The sequence below is a fragment of the Variovorax sp. J22G73 genome (assembly GCF_030317035.1).
Lineage (GTDB): Bacteria > Pseudomonadota > Gammaproteobacteria > Burkholderiales > Burkholderiaceae_C > Variovorax.
In genome coordinates this window covers 22,535-48,134 of record NZ_JASZYK010000010.1, presented here as the reverse complement: position 1 = coordinate 48,134, position 25,600 = coordinate 22,535, and the positions used below count along the sequence as shown (strand labels likewise).

Here is a 25,600-nt window from a genome sequence, read left to right as displayed (position 1 = left end):
GGTCACTCCTGTTGCTCGATGGAAAAGGGGGCGCCGAACGGGGCGCCGATCAGGGCACCGCCCGGCACGGACGGGCCGTGCGCCGCGACCAGCGCCGCGGGCAGGTCGACCACGAAGCACGCTCCGCCGGTCTCCAGGTTGGCCGCGCGCAGCGTGCCGTCCATGGCCCGCACCAATTGTGCCGAGATGACGAGCCCCAGTCCCAGCCCCGTGCCCAGGCCCGACCCCGCCGGCTTGCGGGTGACGAAGGGCTCGAACAGCCGCGGCAGCACATCGGGGTGGATGCCGGGGCCGGTGTCGGTCACGCTCAGCAGCACGCGCCCGCCCTGCGCGCGCGCCTCCAGCCGCAGCGTGCGCACCGGCGCGTCCTGCATGGCGTCGATGGCGTTGCGCATCAGGTTGGCCAGCACGCTGCCCAGCGCGGCCTCCTCGGCCATCACGCTCAGCGTGGGCGGCTGCACATCGGCCTGCAGGGTGACGCGCTGCTTTCTCAGCGCGTCGGCCACGATCACCTGCGCGTCGGCGATGGCCTGCGACAGCAGCAGCGGCACCAGCGGCAGCTCGCTCTTGTGCGCGAAGGTCTTCAGCTGCGTGGTCAGGCGCGCCAGCCGGTCGACCATGTTGCGGATGCGCTCGAGGTTGCCGCGCACGTCCTCCAGCCGGTTGCGCTCCAGCAGGATGCCCGCGCTTTCCGACAGGGTGCGCATGGCCGTGAGCGGCTGGTTGAGCTCGTGCACCACGCCGGCCGACATCTGGCCCAGCGCGGCCATCTTGCCCGCGTGCACCAGCTCGCCCTGGGCGGCGCGCAGCTGCGCGGTGCGCGCCACCACGGTCGACTCGAGCGTGTCGTGCGCCGTTTGCAGCGCGGCCTGGTTGGCCAGCTTCTGGCGCACCGCGCGGCGGCGCTGCCACAGGGCCACGGCCAGCAGCAGCAGCACCGTCATGGCCAGCGCGGCGGTAATGGCGGTGTTGCGCGCGGCCACGCGCACCGGCGCCAGGTCGTCCAGCACCACCAGCTGCCAGGGCGCGCCGCGCAGGGTGCGGGCCGAGGCGAGCTGGTCGCGCCCGTCGAGCGAAATGACCTGCACGTCGCGGTCGAGCGACTCCTTCTGCGTCCATTGCAGCGGCCGCAGCGCGGCCTCGCCGTAGGGGCGCGAGCGCAGCACCTCGGCGCGCTGCAGCGCGTCCAGCGGCAGCAGCGGCCTGAACTTCAGGTCTTCGCGCGTGGCCAGGATGACCACGCCGCGCTGGTCGATCAGCGCCACGTCGCCCGGCAGCTTGCGCCAGGCGCGCTCGGCTTCTTCCAGGTTGACCTTCACCGCCACCACGCCGCGCTGCGGCTGGCCGCGGCGCAGCGCGTACGACAGGTAGTAGCCCGGCCGCTTGCTGGTGATGCCCACGCCGTAGAAGCGCCCGCGGCCCTGGCCCAGCGCGTCGATCACGTAGGGGCGGAACGACAGGTCCTGGCCCAGCGTGGTGCCGGGCTTGTCCCAGTCGGAGGCGGCCAGCGAGGTGCCCGAGGCGTCGAGCACGTAGAGCATCTCGGCGCCGGCGGTGGCGTTCACGCCGTCGAGGTAGCGGTTGACGGCGTCGCGCAGCTGCGTGTCGGCCGGCGTGCCGAGCAGCGCCGGCACGATGGGCGTCATCTCGAGCAGCGCGGGCAGGTAGTCGAAGCGGGCCAGGTCGGCGTCCAGGCCGGTGGCCAGCATGTCCAGCCGGTGGTCGGCGGCCTCGCGCAGGCGGGCCAGGCCGTTCTGCAGGGCCAGCTGGTGGCCCGCGAAGGCGGCCACCGCCACCAGGGCCAGCGCGCCGAGCCAGCGCGGCAACCCGCGCCAGCCCCTGGGAGGGTCCACAGGCGCATCGAAACGGCGAACCGGCTCCCTTGAATTCATGGGAGCGTTATTGCACAAGGGCAAGCCGCCCGCATCGGTGGCAGCCCGATGACCCCAGCGATGCGGGACGAGGCGCCCGGCGGCCCGCTCGCGGTCTCGGGGCGCCGGCCCAGCTTTCCGGTTCAGGCCCGGCGGGGCGCCCCGGGCATGTGGGCCTCGGTGGCGTCGAGCACGCGCTCGGGCTCGTCGGCCTCGGCCGTGCTTTCCTGGTTCAGGTGCTGGTGCATGCGCACGGTGTCGAGGTCGCCGGTCCACTTGGCGACCACCAGCGTGGCCACGCCGTTGCCGATCAGGTTGGTGAGCGCGCGCGCCTCCGACATGAAGCGGTCGATGCCCAGGATCAGCGCCAGCCCCGCCACCGGCACGTGCCCCACCGCCGACAGCGTGGCCGCCAGCACGATGAAGCCGCTGCCCGTCACGCCGGCCGCGCCCTTCGAGGTCAGCAGCAGCACCGCCAGCAGCGTGAGCTGCTGGGTGACGGTCATGTCGGTGTTGGTGGCCTGGGCGATGAACACCGCGGCCATCGTCAGGTAGATCGAGGTGCCGTCCAGGTTGAACGAATAGCCCGTGGGAATCACCAGCCCGACCACCGATTTCTTGGCGCCCAGGTTCTCCAGCTTGGCCATCATGCGCGGCAGCACCGACTCGCTGGACGAGGTGCCCAGCACGATGAGCAGCTCTTCCTTGATGTACTTGATGAACTTCCAGATGCTGAAGCCGTGGAAGCGCGCGATGCCCCCGAGCACCACGAAGATGAACAGCAGGCAGGTGGCATAGAAGGTGGCCATCAGCTGGCCCAGCTGCAGCAGCGAGCTCACGCCGTACTTGCCGATGGTGAAGGCCATGGCGCCGAAGGCGCCGATGGGCGCGAGCTTCATGATGTAGCCCACGATCACGAACAGCACGTGCGAGCCCTTCTCGATCACGTCGAACACCAGCGTGCCGCGGCCGCCGAACTTGTGCAGCGCAAAGCCGAACATCACCGCGATCAGCAGCACCTGCAGGATCTCGCCCTTGGCGAAGGCGTCCACCAGCGTGTTGGGAATGATGTTGAGCACGAAGTCGGTGGTGCTCTGCATCTTGCCCGGGCCGGTGTAGGCCGCGATGCTCTTGGTGTCGAGCTGGCTCACGTCCACGTTCATGCCCGCGCCGGGCCGCACGATGTTGATGATGACCAGCCCCACCACCAGCGCGATGCTGCTCACGATCTCGAAGTACAGCAGCGCCAGGCCGCCGGTCTTGCCGACCTTCTTCATGTCTTCCATGCCGGCGATGCCCACCACCACCGTGCAGAAGATGATGGGCGCGATGATCATCTTGATCAACTTGATGAAGCCGTCGCCCAGCGGCTTCATCGAGGCGCCGGTGTCGGGCCAGAAATGGCCCAGCAGCACGCCCAGCACGATGGCCGTGATGACCTGGAAGTACAGGGACCTGTAGAAGGGCTTGGGTGTCGGTGATTGGGGCGGGTGTTCCACGGGGGTGCTCATTGGTGTGTCTCCAGTCGCAAGGCGGCGCGCCGCATCGGGCGATGCGGTCGGCCCAGGGGCTCAGCAATCGATATGCCACCGCGAACCAGGGCCGCGAAGCGCGCTAAGTCGTTGATTTCATGAGGCCCGGCAGGCCCGCGCCGCCGCCCGCGCGCCGACGAACCGGATGGCGCGCGCCGCGCCCGTCCGATCCGCCGGACCGATGCCCAAGGGAAAACCCCAGGTAAGACTGCGGTGTCAGACTTGCGCGCATGAAAGACAACGACGAAGCCGGCGCTGAATCCGGCGCTGCATCCGGCGCTGGAGCCGGAGCGGCCGCCGGCGCGAAAGACACCGCGTCCCAGCGCATCGCCCTCACCGTGGCGGCCGCCTTCTTCATGGAAACGCTGGACGCCACCGTGATCGTCACCGCGCTGCCGGCCATTGGCGCGGGCTTCGGCATCGGCGCGCTGGACGCCAGCCTGGCCGTCACGGTCTACCTCATCGCGATGGCCGCGCTGGTGCCGGCCGCCGGCTGGTGCGCCGGGCGCTTCGGGGCGCGGCGGGTGTTCGCGCTGGCGGTGGGCACCTTCACCGTGGCCTCGCTGCTGTGCGGGCTGGCGCCCACCTTCGGCGCGCTGGTGGCGGCGCGCGTGCTGCAGGGCGCGGCGGCGGCCTTCATGTCGCCGGTGGGGCGGCTGGTGGTGCTGCGCGAAACACCGAAGCACCGGCTCATCGAGGCCATCGGCACCATCACCTGGCCGGGGCTCATCGCGCCGGTGCTCGGCCCCCCGCTGGGCGGGCTCATTGCCACGCATGCGTCGTGGCGCTGGATTTTCCTGCTCAATGTGCCGCTGGGGCTGGTGGGGCTGCTGCTGATCATGCGGCTCTTTCCGCGCCGCACCGACGCGGCCCGCACCCGCTTCGACCTGGCGGGCTTCGTGCTCACCGCGGTGGCGCTGGCCGCGCTGGTCGAGGGCCTCACGCGGCTGGGCGGGGCGCACCCCACCTCGGCCACCACGCTGGGCCTGCTGGCCACCGGCGCGGTGGCCGCCGCCCTGGCGGTGCGCCATGCGCGTCGGGCCGCGGCGCCCATGCTCGACCTGCGCGCGCTGGCCGTGCCCACCTACGCCATCGCCACCGCGACGGCGGGCTTCGTCTCGCGCGTGGCCATCAACGCCTCGCCCTTCCTGCTGCCGCTGATGTTCCAGATCGGCTTCGGCATGACGGCCTTCCAGGCCGGCTCGATGCTGCTGGTGTACATGGGCGGCAACCTGGTCATGAAGAGCGCCACCACCACCGTGCTGCGCCGCTTCGGCTTCCGGCGCGTGCTGACGGTGAACGGCGCCCTCTGCGCCGCCACGCTGTTCGCCTGCGGGCTGCTGTCGCCCGGCGACCCGCTGCCGGGCATCTGCGTGCTGCTGTTCGTGGCGGGCATGGCGCGCTCCATGAACTACACGGCCATCAACACCCTGGCCTTCGCCGACGTGCCCGACAGCGCGCGCGCCGGCGCCAGCACGCTGGGCACCATGCTGCAGCAGGTGTCGCTCGCGCTCGGCGTGGCGCTGGGCGCGATGGTGCTGGGCGCGTCGAAGGCGCTGCGCGACGCGCCGGCCGTGCAGTTGGTGGACTTTCACCATGCCTGGTACGTGGTGGCCGCGCTGATGGCCATCGCCACGCTGATGTGCCTGCGGCTGGAGCGCGAGGCCGGGCTGGCGGTGTCGAGCCGCAGATAGAGCAACGAGAAGAACAACGAATAGAACAACGAGAAAATCGCGCCATGGACGCCTCTCTTTTCTCCACGCCCAAGATCGACTGCCACTGCCACCTGTTCGACCCCGCGTCGTTCCCGTACACGCCGGGCGTGTTCTACGAGCCCGCCGGCGGCGAGATCGCCACGGCCGCGTACTTCGCGCAGGTAATGGAAGCCTACGGCGTGCGCCACGCGCTGCTGGTCGGCCCCAACTCGGGCTACGGCAGCGACAACCGCTGCATGCTCGACGCCATCCGCCACGGCCAGGGCCGCTTCAAGGGCATCGCCGTGGTCGGCAACGACGCATCGACCGCGCAGCTGCGAGAGCTGCAGGCGCAGGGCGTGGTGGGCATCGCCTTCAACATGGCGCTGCTGGGCCTGCCCCACTACGCCGACGCGGACGCGCTGTGGGAGCGCATGGCGGCGCTGGGCCTGTGCGTGCAGGTGCAGGTCGAGGGCGACCAGATGGCCGCGCTCGCGCCGCGGCTCATGGGCTGCGGCGCGCAGCTGGTGGTCGACCACCACGGCCGGCCCGACGTGGCGCGCGGTCTGTCGAGCCCCGGTTTCCAGGCCCTGCTCGGCATGGGCGGCAGCGGGCGCTGCGCGGTGAAGCTGTCGGGCTACGACAAATTCTCGCGCGAGGCCCTCCCCTGCGAAGACGCGCAGCCCTTCACCGCCGCGCTGCTCGCCGCATTCGGCCCCGCGAATTGCGTCTGGGGCTCCGACTGGCCGCACGTGCGCGCGACCCGGCGGCTGGACTACGGCGTGCTGCTGGCCACGCTGGCGCGCAGCGTGCCTTCGGAGGCCGACCGCCGCGCCATCCTTCACGACACGCCGGCGCGGCTCTTCGGCTTCGGCACGGGCGCCTGACCGCTCCAGCGTTCGCAACTTTCAACCGTCCAGGAGAAACACCCATGGCATTGCACATCGGCGTGGTGGGCTGCTCGGCCGAAGGCGCCGCGCTGTGCTACCGCACGCTCTGCGTGGAAGGCGCCGCCTTCATGGGCGTGGCGCACGCGCACCCCGAGGTGTCGGTGCACACGCACTCGCTCGCCACCTATGTCGACTGCCTGGACCGCGACGACCTCGAGGGCGTGGCGCAGCTGATGCTGTCGTCCGCGGCGAAGCTGGCCGCGGCGGGCGCCGACTTTCTGATATGCCCCGACAACACCATCCACCAGGCCCTGCACCTGGTGCTGCCGCGCTCGCCGCTGCCCTGGCTGCACATCGCCGACGTGGTGGCGGCGGAAGCGGCCGCGCGCGGATTGCGCCGCGTGGGCGTGCTGGGCACGCGCTGGCTGGTCGACAGCGAGGTCTATCCGCGGGCGCTCGCCGCGGCCGGCCTCGAGGCCGTGAAGCCCGACGCGCAGGAGCGCGCGGAGCTGGGCCGCATCATCATGGACGAGCTGGTGCGCGGCGTGTGCAACCCCGCGTCCACCGCGGTGCTGCAACGCATGATCGACGGGCTGAAGGCGCGCGGCTGCGACGCGGTGGCGCTGGGCTGCACCGAGCTGCCGCTGGTACTGAACGACGGCAACTCGGCGCTGCCCACGCTCGACTCGACGCGCCTGCTGGCGCGCGCGGCGCTGCGGCGCGCGACCGCTTCAGCCGCCTGACGCAGCCTCGGGCCCGGTCGCGTCCAGCGCCTCGGCCACGGCGCGCAGCGCCAGCAGGTAGCCGCCCACGCCGAGCCCGCAGATCACGCCCGTGGCCGCCAGCGAGACCAGCGAGTGCCGGTACTGCGGCTCGCGCCGGTGGATGTTGGTGATGTGCACTTCCACCACGGGCCGGCGAACCAGCTTCACCGCGTCGAGCACGGGAATGGAGCCGAACGAGAAGCCCGCGGGGTTGATGATGACGGCCGCATCGCGCTCGAAGGCCTCCTGCAGCCATTCGATCAGCTGGCACTCGCTGTTGGTCTGGCGAAACACGCACTGCAGGCCGAGCTCGGCGGCCAGCGCCTCGGTGCGCTGCTGCACTTCGGCCAGCGTGGTGGTGCCGTACAGGTGGGGCTCGCGTTTGCCGAGCATGTTGAGGTTCGATCCGTTGAGGACGAAGACGGTGCGCATTCTTGTTTCCTGGAAGGTGGGGCGTCGGCGGGCCGCGGGCCGGGCGCCGCTCAGCGCGGGCCGCCCACCGCGCTCGCCGGGTCGACCCGGTTCATGTCGATGCCGCGCGTTTCCGGGCTCGTGAGGATCATGGCCAGCGAGATCACGTTGAGCACCGCGCACACCGCCACCACGCCCCAGGGCGAGCCGTGGAACACGCTGACCAGCCACACGGCCACCAGCGGCATCGGCCCGCCGGTGAGCAGGTTGGCGCCGGTGTAGGCCAGGGCGGAGCCCGAGTAGCGCACGTTGGTCGGGAAGGCTTCCGCGAACCACACCGGCTGGATGCCGCTCTGGAACTGCGTGAAGCCCAGGAAGAGGCCCATGATCGCGAGCATCGGGAAGAAGCTCTTGGTGGCGAGCACGCCGAAGTACACGAACAGGATCACCAGCGTGCAGATGGAGCCCAGCGCCAGCGCCTTGCGCCGGCCGATGCGGTCGCTCAGCATGCCGCCGAGCAGCGCGCCCACGATGGCGCACACGTTGGCGCCCATCAGCAGCATGAAGCCGGTCTGCTTGGGCACGCCGAGGTCCTTGGTGATGTAGCTCAGCGAGAACACCACGATCAGGTAGAACAGCGCCGCCGGCCCGCAGAAGAAGAACATCAGCCGCAGGATGGTGCGGTGGTGCAGCCGCACCGCATCGCGCAGCGGGCTGCCGGCCTGCGCCACCTGGGTCTTCTGCAGCTGCACGAAGGCCGGCGTCTCGTTGACCTTCAGGCGGATGTACACCCCCACGATCACCAGCACGAAGCTGATGATGAACGGCAGGCGCCAGCCGTAGCGCTCGAAGGCCTCCGGCGTGAGCACCGACGACAGCAGCAGCAACACGGCGTTGGCCAGTATCTGGCTCAGCGGCGAGCACAGCCCCAGCAGCCCCGAGTACTTGCCACGCCGCGCGGGGTCGGCGTGCTCCAGCGCCATGAGCTGCGCGCCGGTCGACTCGCCCCCCAGCGCGAAGCCCTGCACGATGCGCAGCAGCACGAGCAGCACCGGCGCCCAGATGCCGATCTGCGCGTAGGTCGGCAGCAGCCCCATGAGCACCGAGGCCAGCCCCATCACGCTGACGGTGCCGAGCATCAGGTTGCGCCGCCCGAGCTTGTCGCCCAGGTGGCCGCAGATGATGGCGCCCAGCGGCCGCGCCGCCAGCCCGACCCCGAAGGTGGCCAGCGAGGCGAGCAGCGCCGAGGTCGGGTCCATCGAAGGGAAGAACAGCTTGGGCAGGATGGTGGCCGCGACCGTGCCGTAGAGCGTGAAGTCGAACCACTCGAGGGCGGTGCCGATGGTGGCCGCGGTGACGGCGCGCGTGGCCATCGCGTCGCCAGGCTCGGCGCGGGGCGGGCTTGCCGCATAGCCCTGCGCGGCAGTGTGTGGGGTCATGTACGTGTCTCTGTTGTGTGTGGTTCTTGGGACAATCGCCCCGCGTCACCGCAGGACGGAAGCGATTGTTGGGCTTGCGGGCGCACGCCATTCCAGGTTGGAATTGGCTTTCATATCGCAGGATGGGGCACACCGATGAGCACGGCACTGGACCGGGGATTGCAGATTCTTGAACTGCTGGGCCACGGCGCGAACGGCATGCCGCTGGCATCGATCGCCGACGCGCTCGAGCTCCCCCGCAGCGCCTGCCACCGGCTGCTCGACGACCTGGTGGCGCGCGGCTATGTGCGCCAGGTTCGCGAGCGCGGCGACTACGTCATGACCACCAAGCTGCCCGCGCTGGGGCTGAGCTTTTTGAGCAGCTCGGGCCTGGTCGACATCGCGCAGCCGATGATCGAGACGCTGGCCGAGCGATCGGGCGAACTGGCGCGCCTGTCCATCGTCGACCAGGACCGCCTGACCTGGGTCGCGAAGGCCGAAGGCAACCGCAAGGGCTTTCGCTACGACCCCGACATGGGCATGAACGCGCGGCTGTCGTGCACCTCGTCGGGCCACGCCTGGCTGATGACGCTGTCGGACGAACACGCGATGGCGCTGGTCTCGAAGCAGGGCTTCGGCACGCCGGAAGAATACGGACCGAAGGCGCCGGTCACGGTGAAGGCCCTGCTGGGCTTTCTGCACGCTGCGCGCGTGCGCGGCTACGCCATGATCGACGAGGTGTTCGCGCCCGGCATGTCGGCCGTGGCGGCGCCGGTGCGCCGCAGCCCCCAGCATGCGGCGCTGGGCGTGATCAGCCTCGCGGGGCCGCGCAGCCGCCTGGGGCTGCAGCGCATGAACGCCCTCGGCCCGGTGCTGCTGGAAACGGCGCGCGAGCTCGCGACCATGAGCAGCTCGTCGGGCCTGTTCTCCAGGCCGCCGCTGGGCAAGGCCTGAGCTAGCGCCATGCCGGCTTCAGCGTGCGCAGGCGATCGACTTCGCTTCGCTGCATCGCCCCACCCGGCAGCCTGCGCAGCGGCCCCCGCAGCCGCCCCGTGAACCGCGCGCCGACCCGCCGGGCGTCCATCACTTCCGGCCGCGCGCCGGTGCGTCGCTGCGCCCGCATCAGAACTTGCCGAGCACGTTCAGGAACCAGCCCTTGCTGCGGTAGCTCATGTCCGTGAGGTTGTCGGAGTAGTCGGTGAAGTTGTAGCCCACGCCCACCTTCAGGTTCTCGTTGACGTGGTAGTACGCGGCGGTGACCCAGCCGTTCTTGCGGTCCTTGAGCTCGCGTGCGCGCAGGGTGCGCCACTCGACCATCCAGTCCCAGTTGCGCACCAGCTTCCAGTCCACGCGCAGCACCGCGAGCTCGGCCGAGCTCTTGAACCACGGCGAGCTGCTGTCGCGGCTCGCGCGCAGTTCGCCGCGCCGCCAGGCGTACTTGCCGCCCAGCGTCCAGCGCTCGTTCAGGTCCCAGGTGGCGTCGATGGCGAACACATGGCTGCGCTGCTGGTAGTCGATTCCGGTGGTCGACACGGTGCCCAGGCTGGAGTCGATGCCGCCCGACACCACCTGCCCCGGCGAGGACAGGTCGTACAGGTAGGTGTACTTGAACAGCAGGTTGAGCCGGTCGTTGAAGGCCGGGCGCAGCGCGTAGCCCAGCATGGCCTCGGTGTACTTGGCCGCGGCCAGCGTGCCGGTGGTGCTGTCGCTGTCGGCCCAGTTGAACTTGCCGACCCAGCGCGCGTCGTCGTCCACCTTCCAGGCGAAGGAGTTCTTCACCAGCCAGCTGGTGCGGGTTTCGGCCGTGGTGCGGTCCTTGCGGTATTCGAGGCCGCCGCTGTACTTCAGCTGCTCGCTCGAATAGCCGGTGGTGAAGGCCACGGCCTCGCGGCGCGTGGCGCCCAGCGTCTCGGCGCCGACCCAGCCGTTCTCGAAGTTCACGCCGAAGGTCCAGCGCGTGTCGGGCGCGTACTGCACGCCGTAGGCATGCGTGAGGCCCGGCTGCGTGCCGGTGGCCTGGCGGTGCTCGGTGAACAGCGTGAGGCCGTCGCCCACGCGCGAGCGCACGCCCGTCACCAGGCTGCCGCCGCGGCCGATGAGGTTCTCGTCGGTGCGGCCGGTGTCGGCCACGTAGGTCATGTAGAGGTTGGAGCGGTCGTCGTACTGGTAGTCGACGCCGGCCTTGCCGGCCAGCCCGCCGTCGCCGGTGGAAAGCTCGCCGCGCAGCGCGAGCTTGTCGTTCACGCGGTAGCGCCCTCCGAAGCCCAGCCGGTCGTTCTCCAGCCGCGTGCCGGTGCGCCGCAGCGTCTTCTGCGCGAAGCCGTAGGCGCTCCAGGTGTCGCTGCCGGTGTACTCCAGCTGCACCGCGGCGTCGGCACGCTCGCCCGTCACGGCCTGCGTGGTGGGCAGCGACGGGCTGGTGATGAGCGCGTCGCCGGTCTTGTCGTCGTAGCGCATGCCCAGGCCCAGCTTCCAGTGGGGCGACAGGGCCACGGCGTACTGCGCGTCGAGCACGCTGGCGTTGTAGCCGTCGCGCTCGTCGCGGCGGTCGGCCTTCAGGCGCAGCTCGCCGTTCTCGCCCTTCTCTCCGAACGGCACCGTGCCCTGCACGCCGACCTGGCGCGTGGCGTTGCTCGCGTACTGGCCCGGCGCGGAGAAGCCCGCGTCGCGCGACTGCGCATAGGCGCTCACGCGACCGCCACCGCGGATCTCGTAGTCGCCCAGGTCGGCCTGGCCTTCGAGGCGCCAGGCGTTGGCGTTGCCCGTGGGGCCATTGCCGAGCGAGTTACCGATCGAGCCGCCGAGCGACCCGTTGCGCCCGGTGAAGCTGAAGCCCCCGTCCAGCGAATCGAGCTGGCCGGTGCCCGGCCCCTTGCTGCGCGCGAACTCGCCCTTGACGTAGGTGTTCTCGGTCTTGCGCAGCGTGATGTCGGCGCCGGCCAGGCGCTGGTCGCCGCCGATCTGGTCCTGCCGCGACGCGGTCACGCCCACGCCCACGTGGTCGTTCGCCCACCACGACACGCGCCCGCCCACGGCCAGCGTGTCCAGCGAGGTGGCCAGCGGCGTGTATTCGTAGTCCACCACCAGGTAGGCCGGCATGCCGGTGAAGCCGCCGGCGCGCACCAGCGCACCGTCGTCCGACAGGCTGGGCAGCGGCGCGGACAGCAGCACGCGGCCCTGCAGGTAGTCGATCTCGTAGTCGGAGCTGGGCACCAGCGGCGTGCGCTTGAGCACGAAGCCGGAGTCGCGGTCGCGAATCTCGAGCGTCACGCGCTCGGCGCCGCGCGTGATGTCCTGGTTGCGCAGGTAGTACAGCGAGCCGCCGGTGCCGCGGAATTCCTCGCGCGCGGCCAGCGTGCCCGGCTCGGCCGCGAAGGCGTCGATCTTCAGGCGCGCCTCGCCGAAGGCGGTCGATTCCTCCCCCAGGTAGCGGCCATGAAAGCCGTACAGCCCGCGGCTCACGCGCGTGAGCTCGGTGTCGCCGAAGTTGAGCTTGAAGTTGCCCCACATGGCCTGCGAGCGGCCGTCGTCCACGCGCAGGTAGAAGCGGCCCTGCGTGGGTGCGTCCTCGATGGTGGTGGAGTCGTCGCCGAAGGTGCTCCACGAGTCCTCGGGGTCGAAGCGCCTGAACAGCGAGGTCGGGTCCTTGCGGTCGAGGTTTCGGAACAGCTCCTTCAGCGGGCGCTCCTCGGTGTCCACGCTGGCGGTGAGCGTCCAGCGGTCGTTCAGCTGGCCCTTGGCGTAGCCGGCGACGCGGCCTTCGCTCCAGCCGCCACCGCCGTAGCGGTTCTTGTCGTTGGTCATGATCGCGGCCGGCCCGCTCACGCTGTTGCTGCCCACGGTGAGGTCGGCCTGGCCCACGAAGAACCAGTCGCTGGCGGGCAGCTCGAAGTCCCGGCGGTAGGCGCGCGTGGCGCCCTGCGCGTCGGTGACGGCGATCTCGCCGGTCTGCACGCGGCGCGGCACCAGCTGCTGGAACACGAAGCGCCCGTTGTCGTCCACCGGCACCGCGAAGCCCAGCGCGCGCACGCTCTCGCCGGGGCGAATGGCCGCGCCGCTGGCGGTGACGGTGCCCGCGCTCAACGGAATGTTGGCAATGGCGATGTTGTTGTTGCCGTAGCCGCGCAGCAGCTCGCGCGCGGGGTCCGGCGGCAGGCCGGTCTCCGGCTTGTGGCGCTTCGCGAGCGTGAGCGACAGGTCGTCGGTTTCGTCGAAGCGGCCCTGGCGGTCGTACACGCGCACGCGGTAGTAGAGCTTGGCGGTGGCGTCGGCCGCCCCTTCGCCCTGCCCGCCCAGTCCGCCCAAGCCCCCCAGGCGTTCGGCCAGCGCCGCGGGCACCTGCCACTCGCCGCGCAGGCCGGCGTCCAGCGGCACCGTCGCGACCAGGCGGCGCTGCATCACGTCGTTGGCGCTGAACACGCGCAGCTCGGCCTTGCCGGTGAACAGCAGGTAGTTGCTGTAGCCGGCGAAGCGCACGGTGTCGCCCGCCACCACGGTGGTGGGCCAGGCGCTGGCGCTCAGGCGCCGGGGCTGCGAGAGGTTGTCGTACTGCAGGCGCAGCTGGTTGCGCTCGAGCTGCACGTCGACGCAGCGCTGGCGGTCGGCACTCGTGGTGCCCTCGCCCGCGGGCAGCTTGCCGTCGGCCGACAGCAGCTGGCCGTCCACGCTCAGGCGCAGCGGCGCGTCGTCGGTGCCGAAGGCGGTGAAGGTGCGGCACACGCCGGGGTCGGCCGGTGCGGGCGCAAGCGCGGGTGGGGCCACCGCCACCACGGCATCGCGCCAGTACACGCGCACTTCCACCCGTCGGTTGGCGGCCCAGTTGGCGGGGTCGGCGGCCGGCGTGGCCACGGGCGCGTCGGGGCCGCGCGAGCTGGCCGACGCGGCGGCCTCGGGCAGCCCCAGGCGCTGCGTGAGGTAGCGGCCCACCTGCTGCGCGCGGGCCAGGCCCAACGCCTGGTTGTCGGCGAAGCGCTCGCGCGACTTCGCGCTCAGGCGCTGCATGTCGGTGTGGCCGACGATTTCGAAGCGCAGGCCGTCGCGGCCTTTCACCTGCGCGGCGATGCGCTCGAGCTGCGCACGGTCGGCGTCCGACAGCGCATCGACGCCCGAATCGAAATGCGGCGTGCCGCTGTCGCTGCGTTCGGCGGCCGTCGCAGGCAGAGGGACGGGCAAGGCTTGAACAGCCACCGGCGCGCGCTCGTCGCCGAGCACGAAGGTGGCCTTGGGCAGCTCGCGCTCGCTGCTGCGCGGCAGGCGGCGCGCGCCGTCGATCTCCACGGCGCGCGGGTCGGCGCCGGCGTGGTCGAGCATGCGGCCGCGCACGGCCGTGTCCTGCGCGGCGGCCAGGCCCATGCTCAGGCAGGCGGCGGCAACGGCGCCGGCCAGGGTCATGCGCTTCGGAAGCTGTCTTCTCATGTCGGCTCGCTGGATCGGGTTCGGGGTCTGGGGGAGGGTCATGGCGGGGGTGCGTGCGCGCGTCATGGCTTCGCCGCGTCCGGAGCGGTGCCAGCCGCCGTGGCGGGCACCAGCTCGACCTCGATGTCCAGGTTGAAAAGCGGCTCGTTGCCGTTGCTGTTGCCCTGTTCGGCGCGCTGCTTGCCCAGCGCCTTCCAGCGCGCCAGCACCGCGGCCTTCACCGCATCCACGCGCTGGTGGCCCAGCGATTCGGGCTCGCCCGGGGCGGCCTTGTAGGCCAGGCGCAGCACCGAGGGCTTCTCGGACAGCACCTGCACCGTGCGCTCGAGCTCGCCCGCGAAGGCGGCGCGCAGCGTGGCCGCGCCGTCGTCGAAGGCCGCGCCCTGCAGCGCCAGGCGCACCACGCGGTGCACGGTGGCGCCGAAGTTCACCTTCAGCACCTTGCCGCGCGTGGCGCGCTCGGCCGCCGGGTTCTCGCTGGTGGTGCGGTAGCCCGAGGGCAGCGTGCGCTCGTCGAGCTTGAGCACCAGGTTGCTGCCGGTGCCTTCCTTCGGAATGGCGGCGCAGGCGATGTGGTAGCGGCCCTGCGCGTCGGTGGTCACCAGCACGCCGTTGACGGTGGCGATGCGCACGTTGGCCAGGCCGGGTTCGCCCTCGTCCTGGTAGCCGTTGGCGTTCTTGTCGTCGTAGACCTTGCCGATCACGTCGGTGCAGTCGAACAGCGCGTCGGGCACCACGCGCACGGTGGCGGTGGCCAGGTTCGACAGGGTGCGCCCGCCCACGCCCTGCAGCGCGACGACCTGGTTGACGAACTCGCCCTCGCCCACGCCGACCCCCACGCCCGCGACCATCAGGTATTCCTTGGTCTCGTTGGGCGCGAAGTTCTGCCCGGCAACCACGAGCTGGCGTCCGTTCACCTGCGGCACCACCGGCAGCGCCGCGCCGCCGGGCAGCGTGCGCACGCTGAGCGAGCCCTGGATGTAGCGAAAGCCCGGCGGCAGCGTGTCGACCACGGCCACGCCCGGCACGGGGTTGCCGCGCGTGTTGCGCGCCGTGATGCGGTACGGCAGCAGCTCGCCCTTCTTCACGGTGAGCTTGGAGGTGGTCTTGCGCAGCTCGATGAGCGTGGCGTCCGACGGGTCCAGCGGAATGTTGTTGGCCACCACGTGCTGGCCGCCGCCGGCCGGCATCTGGAACGACAGGTAGTAGCCCGCGCCCGGCACCAGGGCCGCGCCCGGGCTCACCACGCAGGGGTTGCTCTGCGCGGGCGCCGGGCCGTTGGCCGGCGCCGCGCACGACTGCGTGCCCAGCGCGCCGGCCGCGGCCGGGTAGATGGACGACGGCAGGTAGGCACCCGGCGGCGTCACCGCCAGGCGGTACTCGCCGGCCGGCGCGCCCGGCAGCAGGAAGAAGTCGTAGTAGCCGTTGGGACCGGTGGTGTAGGTGTCGCGCCCGTCGAACAGGTGCTGCGCGGGGTCGAAGCCGCTCGGGCCCACCAGGCGCACCACGGCGCCGGGCACGGGGGTGCCGCTGACGCTGTCGTACACCACGCCGCCCGGGTCGTACGGCAAATCCTGCTTCTGCACGTTGGCGCCCGCGCTCACGCGCACCTTGATGCTGAAGCGCGGGTCGCTGGCGGCCGGCGTCGGGTACGGGCCGCTGGCACCGTTCTGCGCGGCGTCGGTCGGCCACACGCCGCCCACCACGCGGCCGTCGGGCGAGCGGAAGCGCACGCGGTATTCGCCGGGCACCAGGTCGCCGAAGCGGTAGCCGCCGTCGGCGCCGGTGGTCACGGTGTAGACCACGGTGGCGGTGTTCTCGCTGCAGGCGTTGCCGCCGTCGGCGCAGCGCAGCAGCTCCACCGTCCAGCCTTCGCCCTGGCCTTCGCCCGATTCGCGGCTGCGGTTGTGGTTCTGGTCGAACCACACGGTGCCGCTGAGCGAGGCGGGCTGGTTGCTGTGCTCGTTGAAGTCGTAGCCGGTGCCGTGCGCGTCCAGCCCGGTGAAGTTCACGCGGATCTGGTTCGGGCCCTGCGCGGTGCCGCCCAGGGTGCCGGGCACGGCAATGCCTTCGTCGTAGCCCGCGGGCTGCGTCTCGGTGATGGTGTAGCCGCCGGTGCCGGGCAGCGGCAGGCCGGGCAGCTCGTAGCGGCCATTGGCGTCGGTGACGGCGGTGCGCGTCACCGGCTGGCCCGCGGCGTCGGTGCCGGTGAGCGTGAGGGTCACGCCCGCGATCGGCAGGTCTTGCGCCTCGCGCGTGCCGTTGCGGTTGGCGTCGTTGTAGACGGTGCCCGCCAGCGACGCGCCGCGCTCGCCGAAGTTGTAGTTGTCGCCGTTGCCGCCGCGGTAGGCGATGGCGCTGACCACGTCGTTGCCCAGCGTGCCGCTGGCCGTGCCCTCGAGCGTGCCCACGGCGTCCAGGCCGTCGGCGTAGGTCGGGGGCTGCGTCTCGCGAAGGGTGTAGCCCGCGGCGTCGGCCGGCAGCAGGCCGGTGAACACGTAGCGCCCGCTGGCGTCGGTGACCGCGGTGGCGTTCACCACCAGGCCGCTGGCCGAGCGGCCGGTGAGCGTGAGCGTCACGCCGGCGATGCCGGCCTCGGTGGGCTGGCGGATGCCGTCGTTGTTGGCGTCCACGTACACCCAGCCCGCGATCTGGCCGCCGCGCTCGCCGAAGTTGTAGTCGATGCCCACGTCTTCCGACACCAGCGCCAGGCCGCCGAAGCGGTCGTTGGTGCCGCCGGGGTTGGCGCTGCCGCGCGGCGCGCCGCCCACGGTGCCCAGCGACTCGGGGCCGTCGGCCACGCCGGCGGGTTGCGTCTCGTCGATCTGGTAGGTGCCGGGCGTGAGCGCGTCCACCAGGTAGCGGCCGTCTGCGGCGGTCTGCACCGTGCGCTCGACCGCGTTGCCCAAAAAGTCGGTGCCGCTCACGCGCACCGTGGTGCCGGCGATGCCGGGCTCCCCGCTGTCCTTGGTGCCGTTGGACGGCGCCACGTCGGCGTACACATAGCCCGAAAGGCTGGCCGGCTTCACGGCCGAGAAGTTGTTGCCGGCCGAGCCCGCGCCCACCGCGCCGAGCACGATGTTCTGGATGACGTTGGCCGTCGAGCCGTTGGGCCCGCTGGTCACGCCGCTGCCGGCGGTGGGCACGGCGCCGGGCGTGCTGCCCGCGCCGCTGACGTTGCCGGCGCGCGTGATGCCGGGCTGGTAGCCCGCGGGGCGCGTCTCGGTCACGGTGTAGCTGCCCGGCGCGAGGTTGGGAAAGCTGTAGTCGCCGTTGCCGTCGGTGGTGGTGGTGCGCGACACGGGCTGGCCGTTCACGTCGGTGCCGGTGAGCGTGATGGCCACGCCCGCCAGGCCCGGCTCGGTGGCCGGCGCGCCCTGCGCGCCGCTGCCGTCGCGGTCGTAGTACACGCGCCCCGAGATGCCGCCGGGCAGCAGCTCGCCGAAGTAGTAGTCGCCCTGCACCAGCGGCACGTTGGTGCCCGCCACGGTCACGCCGGTGATGGCGTTGCCGCCGCCCTGCGGCGTGCCGGGCTGGCCGTTGTTGTTGGCCTTGCCGGGCGCGTAGTTGGCCGGCTGGGTCTCGGTGATGGTGTAGCCGCCCGCGTTCGACGGCGGCACGTTGCGGAACTCGTAGCCGCCGGGCGTGCCCGTGGCCACCGCGGCGATGTTCACCGGGTTGCCCGCGGCGTCGGTGCCCGTGAGGCGCAGCACGACGTTGTCGATGCCGGTGTCGCCGGCCTGCGGCACGCCGTCGTTGTTGGCGTCCACGAACACGCGCACCGGAATGCGCGTGAGCAGCTCGCCGAAGTCGTAGCCGGTGCCGCTCACGTTGGAGCGCAGCGCAATGGCGCTCACCACGTCGTTGCCCGCGGTGCCGCCGGCGGTGCCGGCCGCGTCGCTGCCGTCGGCAAAGGCCGCGGGCTGCGTTTCGGTCAGCGTGTAGCTGCCGGGCACCAGGTTGGCGAAGGCGTAGGCGCCGGTGCCGGCGGCCGTGGTGGTGGTCTTGCTGACGGCGTTGCCGAACATGTCGGTGCCGCTGAGCGTGACGGTGATGCCCGCGATGCCGGGGTCGCCCGCGCTGGCGGCGCCGTTGTAGTCGGCGTCCTGGTACACGCGCCCGGCCAGGCTGGCCGCGCGCACTTCGCCGAAGTTGTTGGCCGCGGAGGTGCCGCCGGTGCCCAGCACGATGTTGTCGATGCGGTTGGCGTTGGAGCCGACGGGCCCGTTGGTGATGCCCGCGCCCGCCGTGGGCACGGTGCCCGGCGTGCTGCCCACGCCGCTGGCGCTGCCGGCCTTGGTGATGCCGGGCAGGTAGGCCGCCGGCTGGACCTCGACCACGCTGTAGGTGCCCGCGGGCACGGTGAAGGCCCAGTTGCCGTTGGCGTCGGTGGTGGTGGTGCGCGTGACCGCGTTGCCCGTGCTGTCGGTGCCCGAGAGTTGCATGGTGACGCCCGCGATGCCGGGCTCGCCGCCGTCGATCAGGCCGTTGCCGTTCAGGTCTTCGTACACGCGGCCCGACAGCGCGCTGTTCTGCACGGTGACCTTGCCTTCGTTGAAGTTGTTGCCGGCATCGGGGTCGGCGCCGCCGTTGGTGTCGCCCGAGCCGGTGGTGACGATGTGCGCGCGGTTGGTGATGTCGGTGCCGTTGGCCGGCGCGGCGCCGCTGAAGCGCACCGGAATGCGCACGGTGGCCGTGCCGTTGGCGGGCATGGAGGTGATCGCGCAGCTCACGGCGCTGCCGCCGGCCGTGCCGGTGCAGCTCGGGGCGGCCGGCACGAAGGTGCCGCCGGTGACCGTGAAGACCGGCGTGCCGGCGAGCACCAAGGGCGCGGGCAGCGTGTCGGTGAAGCTGGTGGTTTCCGCGCTGTCGGGGCCGTTGTTGCGCAGCTGCACGAGCCAGTCGAAGGTCTGCGTGGACGACACGGTGGTCAGCGCCGTGGCGCTGCCGGTGGCCACGGCCGCCTTGGAGACCACCTGCACGTCGGCCTTGAAGCGGAAGGTGGTGTTCTCGGCCACCGTGTTGTTGCCCTGCACGGTGTCGTACACGTTGCGTGCGGCGTCGAAGAAATCAACCTTGGCGTTGTTCTGGAAGGTGCCGCGCGAAACGCCCTTGAGCACCACGCGGAACTGCAGCGTGTTGGGCTCGCCGGTGGACGTGGCGCCCGCGCCGCCGAGCTTGGGAATGGTGAACACGATCTGCCCGCCGGACGCGCCGAGCGCCGCGCCGTTGGCCATCGAGAAGGTGGTGCCCGGAGGCGAGGTCACCGACACCAGCGAGGGCGGTGCCTCGCCGAGCGGACCGGGCAGCGGCAGCAGGTCGACCAGGCGCACGTCTTCCGCGGTCGACGCGCTGTTGTTCGACACGGTGATGGTGTAGCCCACGTCGTCGCCCACGTTCACCGGGTCGACGTCGTCGCGCTTGGTGACCACCAGGTCGTACACCGGCGGCGTGATCGTCGCGGGCGCCGAGGCGCTGTTGTTGGTCGTGTCGTTCTCGGGCGTGACGGTGCTGACCTGCACGTTGTTGGTCACGACGGCGCCGTTGAGCGCGTAGAGCGGGCGCACGCGCACCGTCACGGTCTGCTGCACGGTGCGGTCCAGCGCGCCCAGCGCGCACACGAGCTGGTCGTTGCCCGGCCCGGTGGGCTGGGTGGTGGAGGGTTGCGTGGCGCAGCTGCCCATCGAGGGCGTGGCCGAGATGAACATCAGGTTGGCCGGCAGCGTGTCGCTCACGCGCACGTCGTAGGCGCGGCTGCGGCTGCCCTGCGCCAGGGTCTGGTTGCGGGCCGTGAGCGTGTAGGTGAGAAGCTGCCCCACGGGCACCGAGTTCGGGCTCGCCGACTTGGTGACCGTGACGTCGGTGCGCGCGACCAGGTAGGCCGTGGCGGCGCCGTTGTTGTTGGCCAGGTCGGGGTCGGCCGGCGTGAGCGCGACGGCGCGCGCGGTGTTGTTGATTTCAAAGCCGTCGTCGGTGGCCGAGCGGCCGTCGCCGTAGTGCGTGGCAACGACGCGCACCACCGGGCACAGCGGCAAGGCGCTGGGCGCGTCGGTGCTGGCGCGGCACACCGGCAGCACCGACAGGGCGCAGCCCGTGAGCGCGACCGTGCCGCCGCCCGTGGTGGGCAGCGCGCAGGTGCCCGCGAAGGTGCCGCCGTTGGGGGTCTGCGTGACGGTGCTGGTGCCCACGACCTGCGCGAAGCTGTCGGTGACGGGCACGCTCTGCGCCTCGGACGGGCCGGTGTTGACCACTTCGATCTCCCAGGTCACGGGCAGGCCCGCGACCTGGCGGTTGCCGGCGCTGTCGCCGATGCCCACCACGCGCTTGAGCACCTTCACGTCGGCCGCGGTGGCGCTGGCGTCCGCGCCGGTGCCCAGGTCGACGCAGTCGTTGCCGGTGTTGGCGTCGGGGTCGGTGCCCGTGGCGAGCGCCACGTTCACGCACATGCGGTTGACCACCAGGCCGCCGGGCGGCAGCGCCGGGATGGTGACGTTCACCAGCACGTAGCCGCCGTTGCGCGCGGTGGTGGAGGTGTCCACGCCGATGTCGGCGGTGAGCGTGCGCGTGCAATTCAGCTCGGCGGGGCCGGCCACCGGCGCGGCGGGGGTCGGGTTGACGGGGGCGCCGCCCTGGGTGAGCGTGCAGCTGTAGCCGTCGCGCTGCGTCACGCTGTTGATCAGCACGCCCGAGGGCAACTGGTCGAACAGTTTGAGGGTGCTGCCCGCCAGCAGGCGCGTGGGGCCGAGGTTGGTGGAGCCCACCTGGTAGTCGAAGGCCTGGCCCAGCGGCACGTTGTTCTGCGGCCAGCCGCGGCGCTTGTCGGCCTTGAAGTCGGTCTCGGACACGGCCACGTCGGCCGGCACGCTGCCGGTGGCGGAGGCCGCGATGGGGCCGGTGGCGCTCACGGTGGCCTGGTTGACCACGCCGGCGCCGGCGCTGGTGGCAACCACCGGGATCACGATGTCGCCCAGCGCCACGTTGGCGCCGCCGCTGCCGATGTTGCTGCGCGTGCAGTTCACCGCTTGCCCGGCAACCGAGCAGCTCCAGCCCGCGGGCGCGCTCACGGGCGCCTGGATGGCGAAGTTGGCCGGCACCGTGTCGCTCAGCGTCACGCCCGTGGGCGCCGTGCCGCTGAAGCTGGGCTTGAGCGTGAAGTTGAAGCGCTGCCCCACCAGCAGCTGGCCGCCGTCGTGGCTCTTGGCCAGCGCCAGCACGTAGCCCGCGGTCACGCCGGTGTTGGCGGTGGCGGTGTTGTTGGTGGAAACGCCGTCGCCCACCGTGCCCGCCGGCGCCACGGCCGTCTGGTGCGTGATGGTGGAGCCCGTGCCCGCGGTGACCACGCCGTTGATGGTGAAGGTGCGCGTGTTGTTGCCGGTGGTGGCCGGCGTGACCGGCACGTTGCAGGTCAGCAGGCTGCCGCTGACCGAGCAGCCCGAGGGCAGGCCCGTGCCCGAGACCGACAGCCCGGTGGGAATCGGGTAGGTCAGCGTGGAGCCGGTGCTGTCGTCGGGGCCGTTGTTGGTGACGGTGAACACGATGGGCACCGTGGCGCCGCTGGGGGCGGTGGCGGGCGCGCTGATGGCCACGGCCATGTCGGCGCCGCGGTTCACGGTGATGGCCTTGGTCTCGCTGGAGCCGCTGCCGCCGGGCGTGGCCTTGACGCTGAGCGTGCCCTGGGTGAGCGTGCGCAGCAGCACCTCGAAGTTGCGCAGCTGGTTCGCGCCCAGCGTGATGCCGGTGCAGGTGAGCGTGCCGGGGCCGGCCGCGCCCACGGCCACGTCGGCCGTGCAGCTGCCCACGGGCACCGCGCCGGTGCCCATGTAGACCGAGTTCGCGGGAATGGTGTACGTGAACGAGGCGCCGGGCGCCGTGATCGGCAGGCTGTCGGTCTCGGCGATGGTCACGGTGCTGGTGACGGTGCCGCCGGCGGGAAGGATGTCGGGCGCGTGCACCAGGCTGGAAACCTGCGGCACCGCGTGGGCGGTGGCCGCCAGCAGCAGGCCGGCGGCCAGGCCCGCCAGGCTGGCAAGCAGGCGGGGCCGGCGGCGAACCGGTGCGGGCGCCGCATGGGTAGACACGTCGCGGCACGCCAGGGCGGCGGCCGACAGATTCGTTGGGGTGCTGGACATCCCGTCCCTCGTGATGGCTCTGATGGACCGGGCACCGTTTGTCTGTGTCGCCACAGGGTGTGGCGGGGTGCTCCGGAAAGAGCGGGAGTCTTGGGCCGGCACGGCTGGCGCACCTTTGCGATTCCGGACAAAAGGTTTGCTTGAGATGACTTTTGTTTACAAATGCAACGTAATGTGAAATTAATCACGCTGCTTTTCGGCACTGCGCGCCTACCCTCCACGGCATGTCCTACTGGTCGACCACGCCGCCCCGGCGCGCACACATCCTTCTCATCGACGACAACATCGAAGAGCTGCAGCTGCTGCTGGGCGTGCTGCGCGAGGCGGGGCACCGCATCAGCCTGGCCTTCGACGCCATGCAGGGCTACCGCCGCGTGACGGCGCTGCAGCCCGACCTGGTGCTGCTGGACGTTCGCATGGGAGGCAACGACGGCTTCACCACCTGCCGGTTGCTGAAGGCCGACCCCGCGACGGCGCGCATTCCGGTGATCTTCGTGACCTCGTCGAGCACGGTGGAAGAGCGGCTCACCGGGCTGCGCGAGGGGGCGGTCGACTACATCCTGAAGCCCTTCGAGCCGGCGGAAGTGCTGGCGCGCGTGGCGGTGCACCTGGCGCTCTCGGGCAGCCAGCAGCAGGCGCGCGCCTGCATGGCCGAGGCCGAGAGCGCGCTGGAGAACGCGGCCCGCGGCGAGCGCACCGACCGCGTGATCGCGCAGGCGGTGGAGCGGCTGGTGCGCGCCGACCTGGCGCAGGTGCCCGCGCTGCCCGAACTGGCGGCGCGCGTGGGCACGCACGAAAAGCGGCTGTCGCGCGCGTTCCGCGAACAGACCGGGCGCACGGTGTTCGAGTTCGTGCGCGATGCGCGGCTGGCCGAAGCGCAGCGTTTGCTGGGCACTTCGGCGCTCAGCGTCGAGGAAGTGGCTCTGGCAGTGGGTTTTTCGGGTGCGGCCAATTTCTCGACGGCGTTTCGCGAGCGCTTCGGTTGCACGCCGACGGCGTTTCGCCAGGCGCCCCTGTCGTGCACCGCGGCACAGTTCGCGCGGCCGGCATGACCACTGACCTTGCCATCGACGTGACCGCTGGCATGCGCCGGCGGTGACCGCCCCGCGCGGGTTCGGCGCCCTGCTGCTGTGCGTCGTCTTCTGGCTGGCCGGCGCGCTGTCGGCGCAGGCCGGCATGCTGCACCTGGACGACAGCGCGCAGTGGCCCATCGCGCTCGACAGCGCGTTCGACGTGTTCGAGGACACCGGCGCGCAACTGTCGCTGGACGAGGTCGATGCGCTGGGGAACAGCATCGGCATCGGCACCGCCGATGGCTTCCAGCCCGGCAGCCCCGCGCGCATGCGGCAAGGCTTTTCGAAGTCGGCCTTCTGGCTGCGGCTCACGCTGTCGAACGACGGCAGCATGCCCCGGTCGCTGCGGCTGGTGCTCAACGCGACGTGGCTGCAGCACGTGGAATTTCATGTGCTGCGCGCCGTGGCGGGCCGCGCCGTGTGGTCGCATGAAGAGGCCGGCGTGTCGGTGCCGCTGCACGGCGAGCGCGACCGCGTGCCCACGCTGTCGCTCGACCTGCGGCCCGGCGAGCAGGTGCGCGTGCTGGTGCGGGTGCACACGCGCAGCAGCGTCAAGCTGGCGCCCGAGCTGCACACCGCCGACAGCTGGCGCGAGGCCGAGAGCAGCCACGCGCTGCTCGACGGCCTGCTCATCGGCGGGCTGCTGGTGCTGTCGGTGTATTCGCTGGCGCTGTGGTTCATTTCGCGCAGCCTGCCGATGGCACTGCAGAGCCTGGGCTTTGCGATGGTGGCGCTGTACGAAAGCGTCTACCGCGGCCATGCGCGGCTGACGCTGTGGCCCGACAACTACGAGTGGAGCTACCGCGCCGCCGGCGTGACCGCGGGCTGCTGCGTGCTCAACCTGATGTTCCACCTGTACGCGGTGTCGCGCCGCGGCCCGGTGCGGGCGCCCGGCCTGCCGGTGCTGCTGGCGCTTGCCGCGCTGCAGTGCGTGGTGGTCGCGGGCATGGCCTGGGGCCCCTACGGGCCGGCCGCCAAGCTCGGCACGCTGAGCGGGCCGCTGGCGGTGGTCGCGCTCACGGCCAGCACCTTCGTCTACATGCGGCGCGCGGGCCCGGGCGGCCAGCTGGCGTTCGTGGTGATGGCCACCGTCACCGTGGGCATGGGCCTGCGGCTCACCGAGCTCGTGCTGCCCGCGCACATGATTCCCGGCTTCGACGCGTATGCGCTCGGCTTCCCGGGCATGCTGGTCGGGCTGGTGGCGCTGGCCGCGTGGACGCAGCATCTCTCGCGACAGCGGCTCGCGGCGCAGCGCACGCTGGTGCACTGGCAGGCCGACGAACAGCTTCGCCTGCGCGAAGAGGTCGCGCGCAAGACGCAGGCGCTGAACGCCGCGCTGGAGCAGGCCGAGCACCAGGCGCGCGAGCAGACACGGCTCATGGCCTACATCAGCCACGACCTGCGCGCGCCGCTGGCCACCATCATCGGCAACGTGCGGCTGCTGCAGGACCAGAGCCTGCCGCCGGCCGAGCGGCTGCAGTCCATCGAGCGCAGCGCCACCTACCAGCTCGCGCTCATCGACGACCTGCTCGACTACGCCAAGGGCGAGCTGCTGCCCTTCTCCTTCGAGCCCCGGCCGGTGCGCCTGCGCGCGCTGATCGACGACATCGCGCAGTACGCCGACACGCTCGCGCAGCGCCAGCACAACGGCTTCGAGCTGGGCGTGACCGGCGCGCTGCCGGTCGCGGTGTACCTGGACAGCAAGCGCTTCCAGCAGCTGCTGCTCAACCTGCTGTCGAACGCGGCGAAGTTCACGCGCGACGGCCGCATCGGCCTGCGCGTGGAGGCCAAGCCGCGCGCGGATTCGTGGCGGCTCAAGTTCGAGGTGTGGGACAGCGGCGTGGGCATCGGCAAGGAAGACCAGGCGCGCATCGCCCAGGCCTTTGCGCAGGGCGCGGCCAGCGCGGACGGCAACGGGCTCGGGCTGGCGATTGCGCGGCGCATCGTGCAGTACATGGGCGGACGGCTGCTGCTGGAGAGCCACAGCGGCCTGGGCACGCGCGTGCGCTTCTCGGTGATCGTGAAGGACGCGCCCAAAGAGCTGCTGCCCGTGCTCGCCACCAGGCCGCAGCCCGCGCGCGTTGCGCCTGGATTGCCCGCATTGACGAGCCGGCGGCGGCACCCGCCCACGCCGGCGATGGCACCGCTGCCGGCGGCGGCGCGCGACGAGCTCGAAATGCTCGCGCGCGACGGCCGCTGGAGCGACCTGCACGAATGGGCCGACCGGCTGGCCGTCGACACGCGCCATGCGGCGCTGGTCGAGGCGGTGCGCCATGCGCTGCAGTTGCTGGACTTTGAGCACATCCGCCTGCTGGCACGCGCGGCCCCGAGCGACTAGTCAATAGCCTCGCAGTGCTTTGCCTGCGCGCCCCGCCCTGGCTACGATGGCCGCATCGATTCGCC

Annotated in this window: 12 protein-coding genes; 6 read left to right on the top strand and 6 right to left on the bottom strand. The window is 71.6% G+C overall.

Annotated features, from left to right (window positions below; genetic code table 11):
* Positions 1-2: 2 nt before the first annotated feature.
* Both QTI51_RS28525 and QTI51_RS28520 read right to left on the bottom strand, forming a co-directional pair.
* Positions 3-1,892: a sensor histidine kinase gene (locus QTI51_RS28525; protein WP_353506559.1), complete on the bottom strand. Its 1,890-nt coding sequence runs from the start codon at positions 1,890-1,892 to the stop codon at positions 3-5.
* 122 nt (positions 1,893-2,014) lie between these two features.
* Entirely contained in the window at positions 2,015-3,382 is a 1,368-nt protein-coding gene (locus tag QTI51_RS28520) for a dicarboxylate/amino acid:cation symporter (protein WP_286517048.1), read from the bottom strand.
* A 251-nt stretch (positions 3,383-3,633) separates the two neighbouring features.
* On the opposite strand from QTI51_RS28520, the gene QTI51_RS28515 reads away from it, so the two are divergent.
* Genes QTI51_RS28515 through QTI51_RS28505 form a run of 3 tightly spaced genes read left to right on the top strand, consistent with a single transcriptional unit; the run spans position 3,634 to position 6,730 of the window.
* On the top strand, positions 3,634-5,097 hold the full coding sequence (locus QTI51_RS28515) for an MFS transporter (protein WP_286517050.1): 1,464 nt from the start codon (positions 3,634-3,636) through the stop codon (positions 5,095-5,097).
* Between the two features lie 44 nt (positions 5,098-5,141).
* Positions 5,142-5,984, top strand: a complete 843-nt coding sequence (locus tag QTI51_RS28510; RefSeq protein WP_286517052.1) for an amidohydrolase family protein — start codon at positions 5,142-5,144, stop codon at positions 5,982-5,984.
* A 44-nt stretch (positions 5,985-6,028) separates the two neighbouring features.
* On the top strand, positions 6,029-6,730 hold the full coding sequence (locus tag QTI51_RS28505) for an aspartate/glutamate racemase family protein (RefSeq protein ID WP_286517054.1): 702 nt from the start codon (positions 6,029-6,031) through the stop codon (positions 6,728-6,730).
* On the opposite strand, the gene QTI51_RS28500 is transcribed toward QTI51_RS28505, so the two are convergent.
* Complete coding sequence (locus tag QTI51_RS28500; protein ID WP_286517056.1) at positions 6,719-7,183, bottom strand: type II 3-dehydroquinate dehydratase; 465 nt, start codon at positions 7,181-7,183, stop codon at positions 6,719-6,721. The genes QTI51_RS28505 and QTI51_RS28500 overlap by 12 nt on opposite strands.
* Positions 7,184-7,233: 50 nt before the next feature.
* A complete protein-coding gene (locus QTI51_RS28495) occupies positions 7,234-8,535 on the bottom strand; it encodes an MFS transporter (RefSeq protein ID WP_116910780.1) in 1,302 nt (433 codons plus the stop codon).
* Between the two features lie 201 nt (positions 8,536-8,736).
* On the opposite strand from QTI51_RS28495, the gene QTI51_RS28490 reads away from it, so the two are divergent.
* The gene (locus QTI51_RS28490; protein WP_286517058.1) at positions 8,737-9,534 is read left to right on the top strand and encodes an IclR family transcriptional regulator; all 798 of its coding nucleotides are present in this window, start codon (positions 8,737-8,739) and stop codon (positions 9,532-9,534) included.
* A gap of 168 nt (positions 9,535-9,702) precedes the next feature.
* Here QTI51_RS28490 and QTI51_RS28485 read toward each other — a convergent pair whose 3' ends face one another.
* Positions 9,703-13,995, bottom strand: a complete 4,293-nt coding sequence (locus QTI51_RS28485) for an OmpA family protein (protein ID WP_286517060.1) — start codon at positions 13,993-13,995, stop codon at positions 9,703-9,705.
* 62 nt (positions 13,996-14,057) lie between these two features.
* Positions 14,058-22,124 carry an SdrD B-like domain-containing protein gene (locus QTI51_RS28480; RefSeq protein WP_286517062.1) on the bottom strand — a complete coding sequence of 2,689 codons (8,067 nt, stop codon included), beginning with the start codon at positions 22,122-22,124 and terminating at the stop codon, positions 14,058-14,060.
* 224 nt (positions 22,125-22,348) lie between these two features.
* On the opposite strand from QTI51_RS28480, the gene QTI51_RS28475 reads away from it, so the two are divergent.
* Complete coding sequence (locus QTI51_RS28475) at positions 22,349-23,176, top strand: helix-turn-helix domain-containing protein (protein ID WP_116910784.1); 828 nt, start codon at positions 22,349-22,351, stop codon at positions 23,174-23,176.
* Between the two features lie 43 nt (positions 23,177-23,219).
* Positions 23,220-25,535, top strand: coding sequence for an ATP-binding protein (locus QTI51_RS28470; protein WP_286517065.1), 2,316 nt, complete (start codon positions 23,220-23,222; stop codon positions 25,533-25,535).
* Positions 25,536-25,600 lie beyond the last annotated feature (65 nt).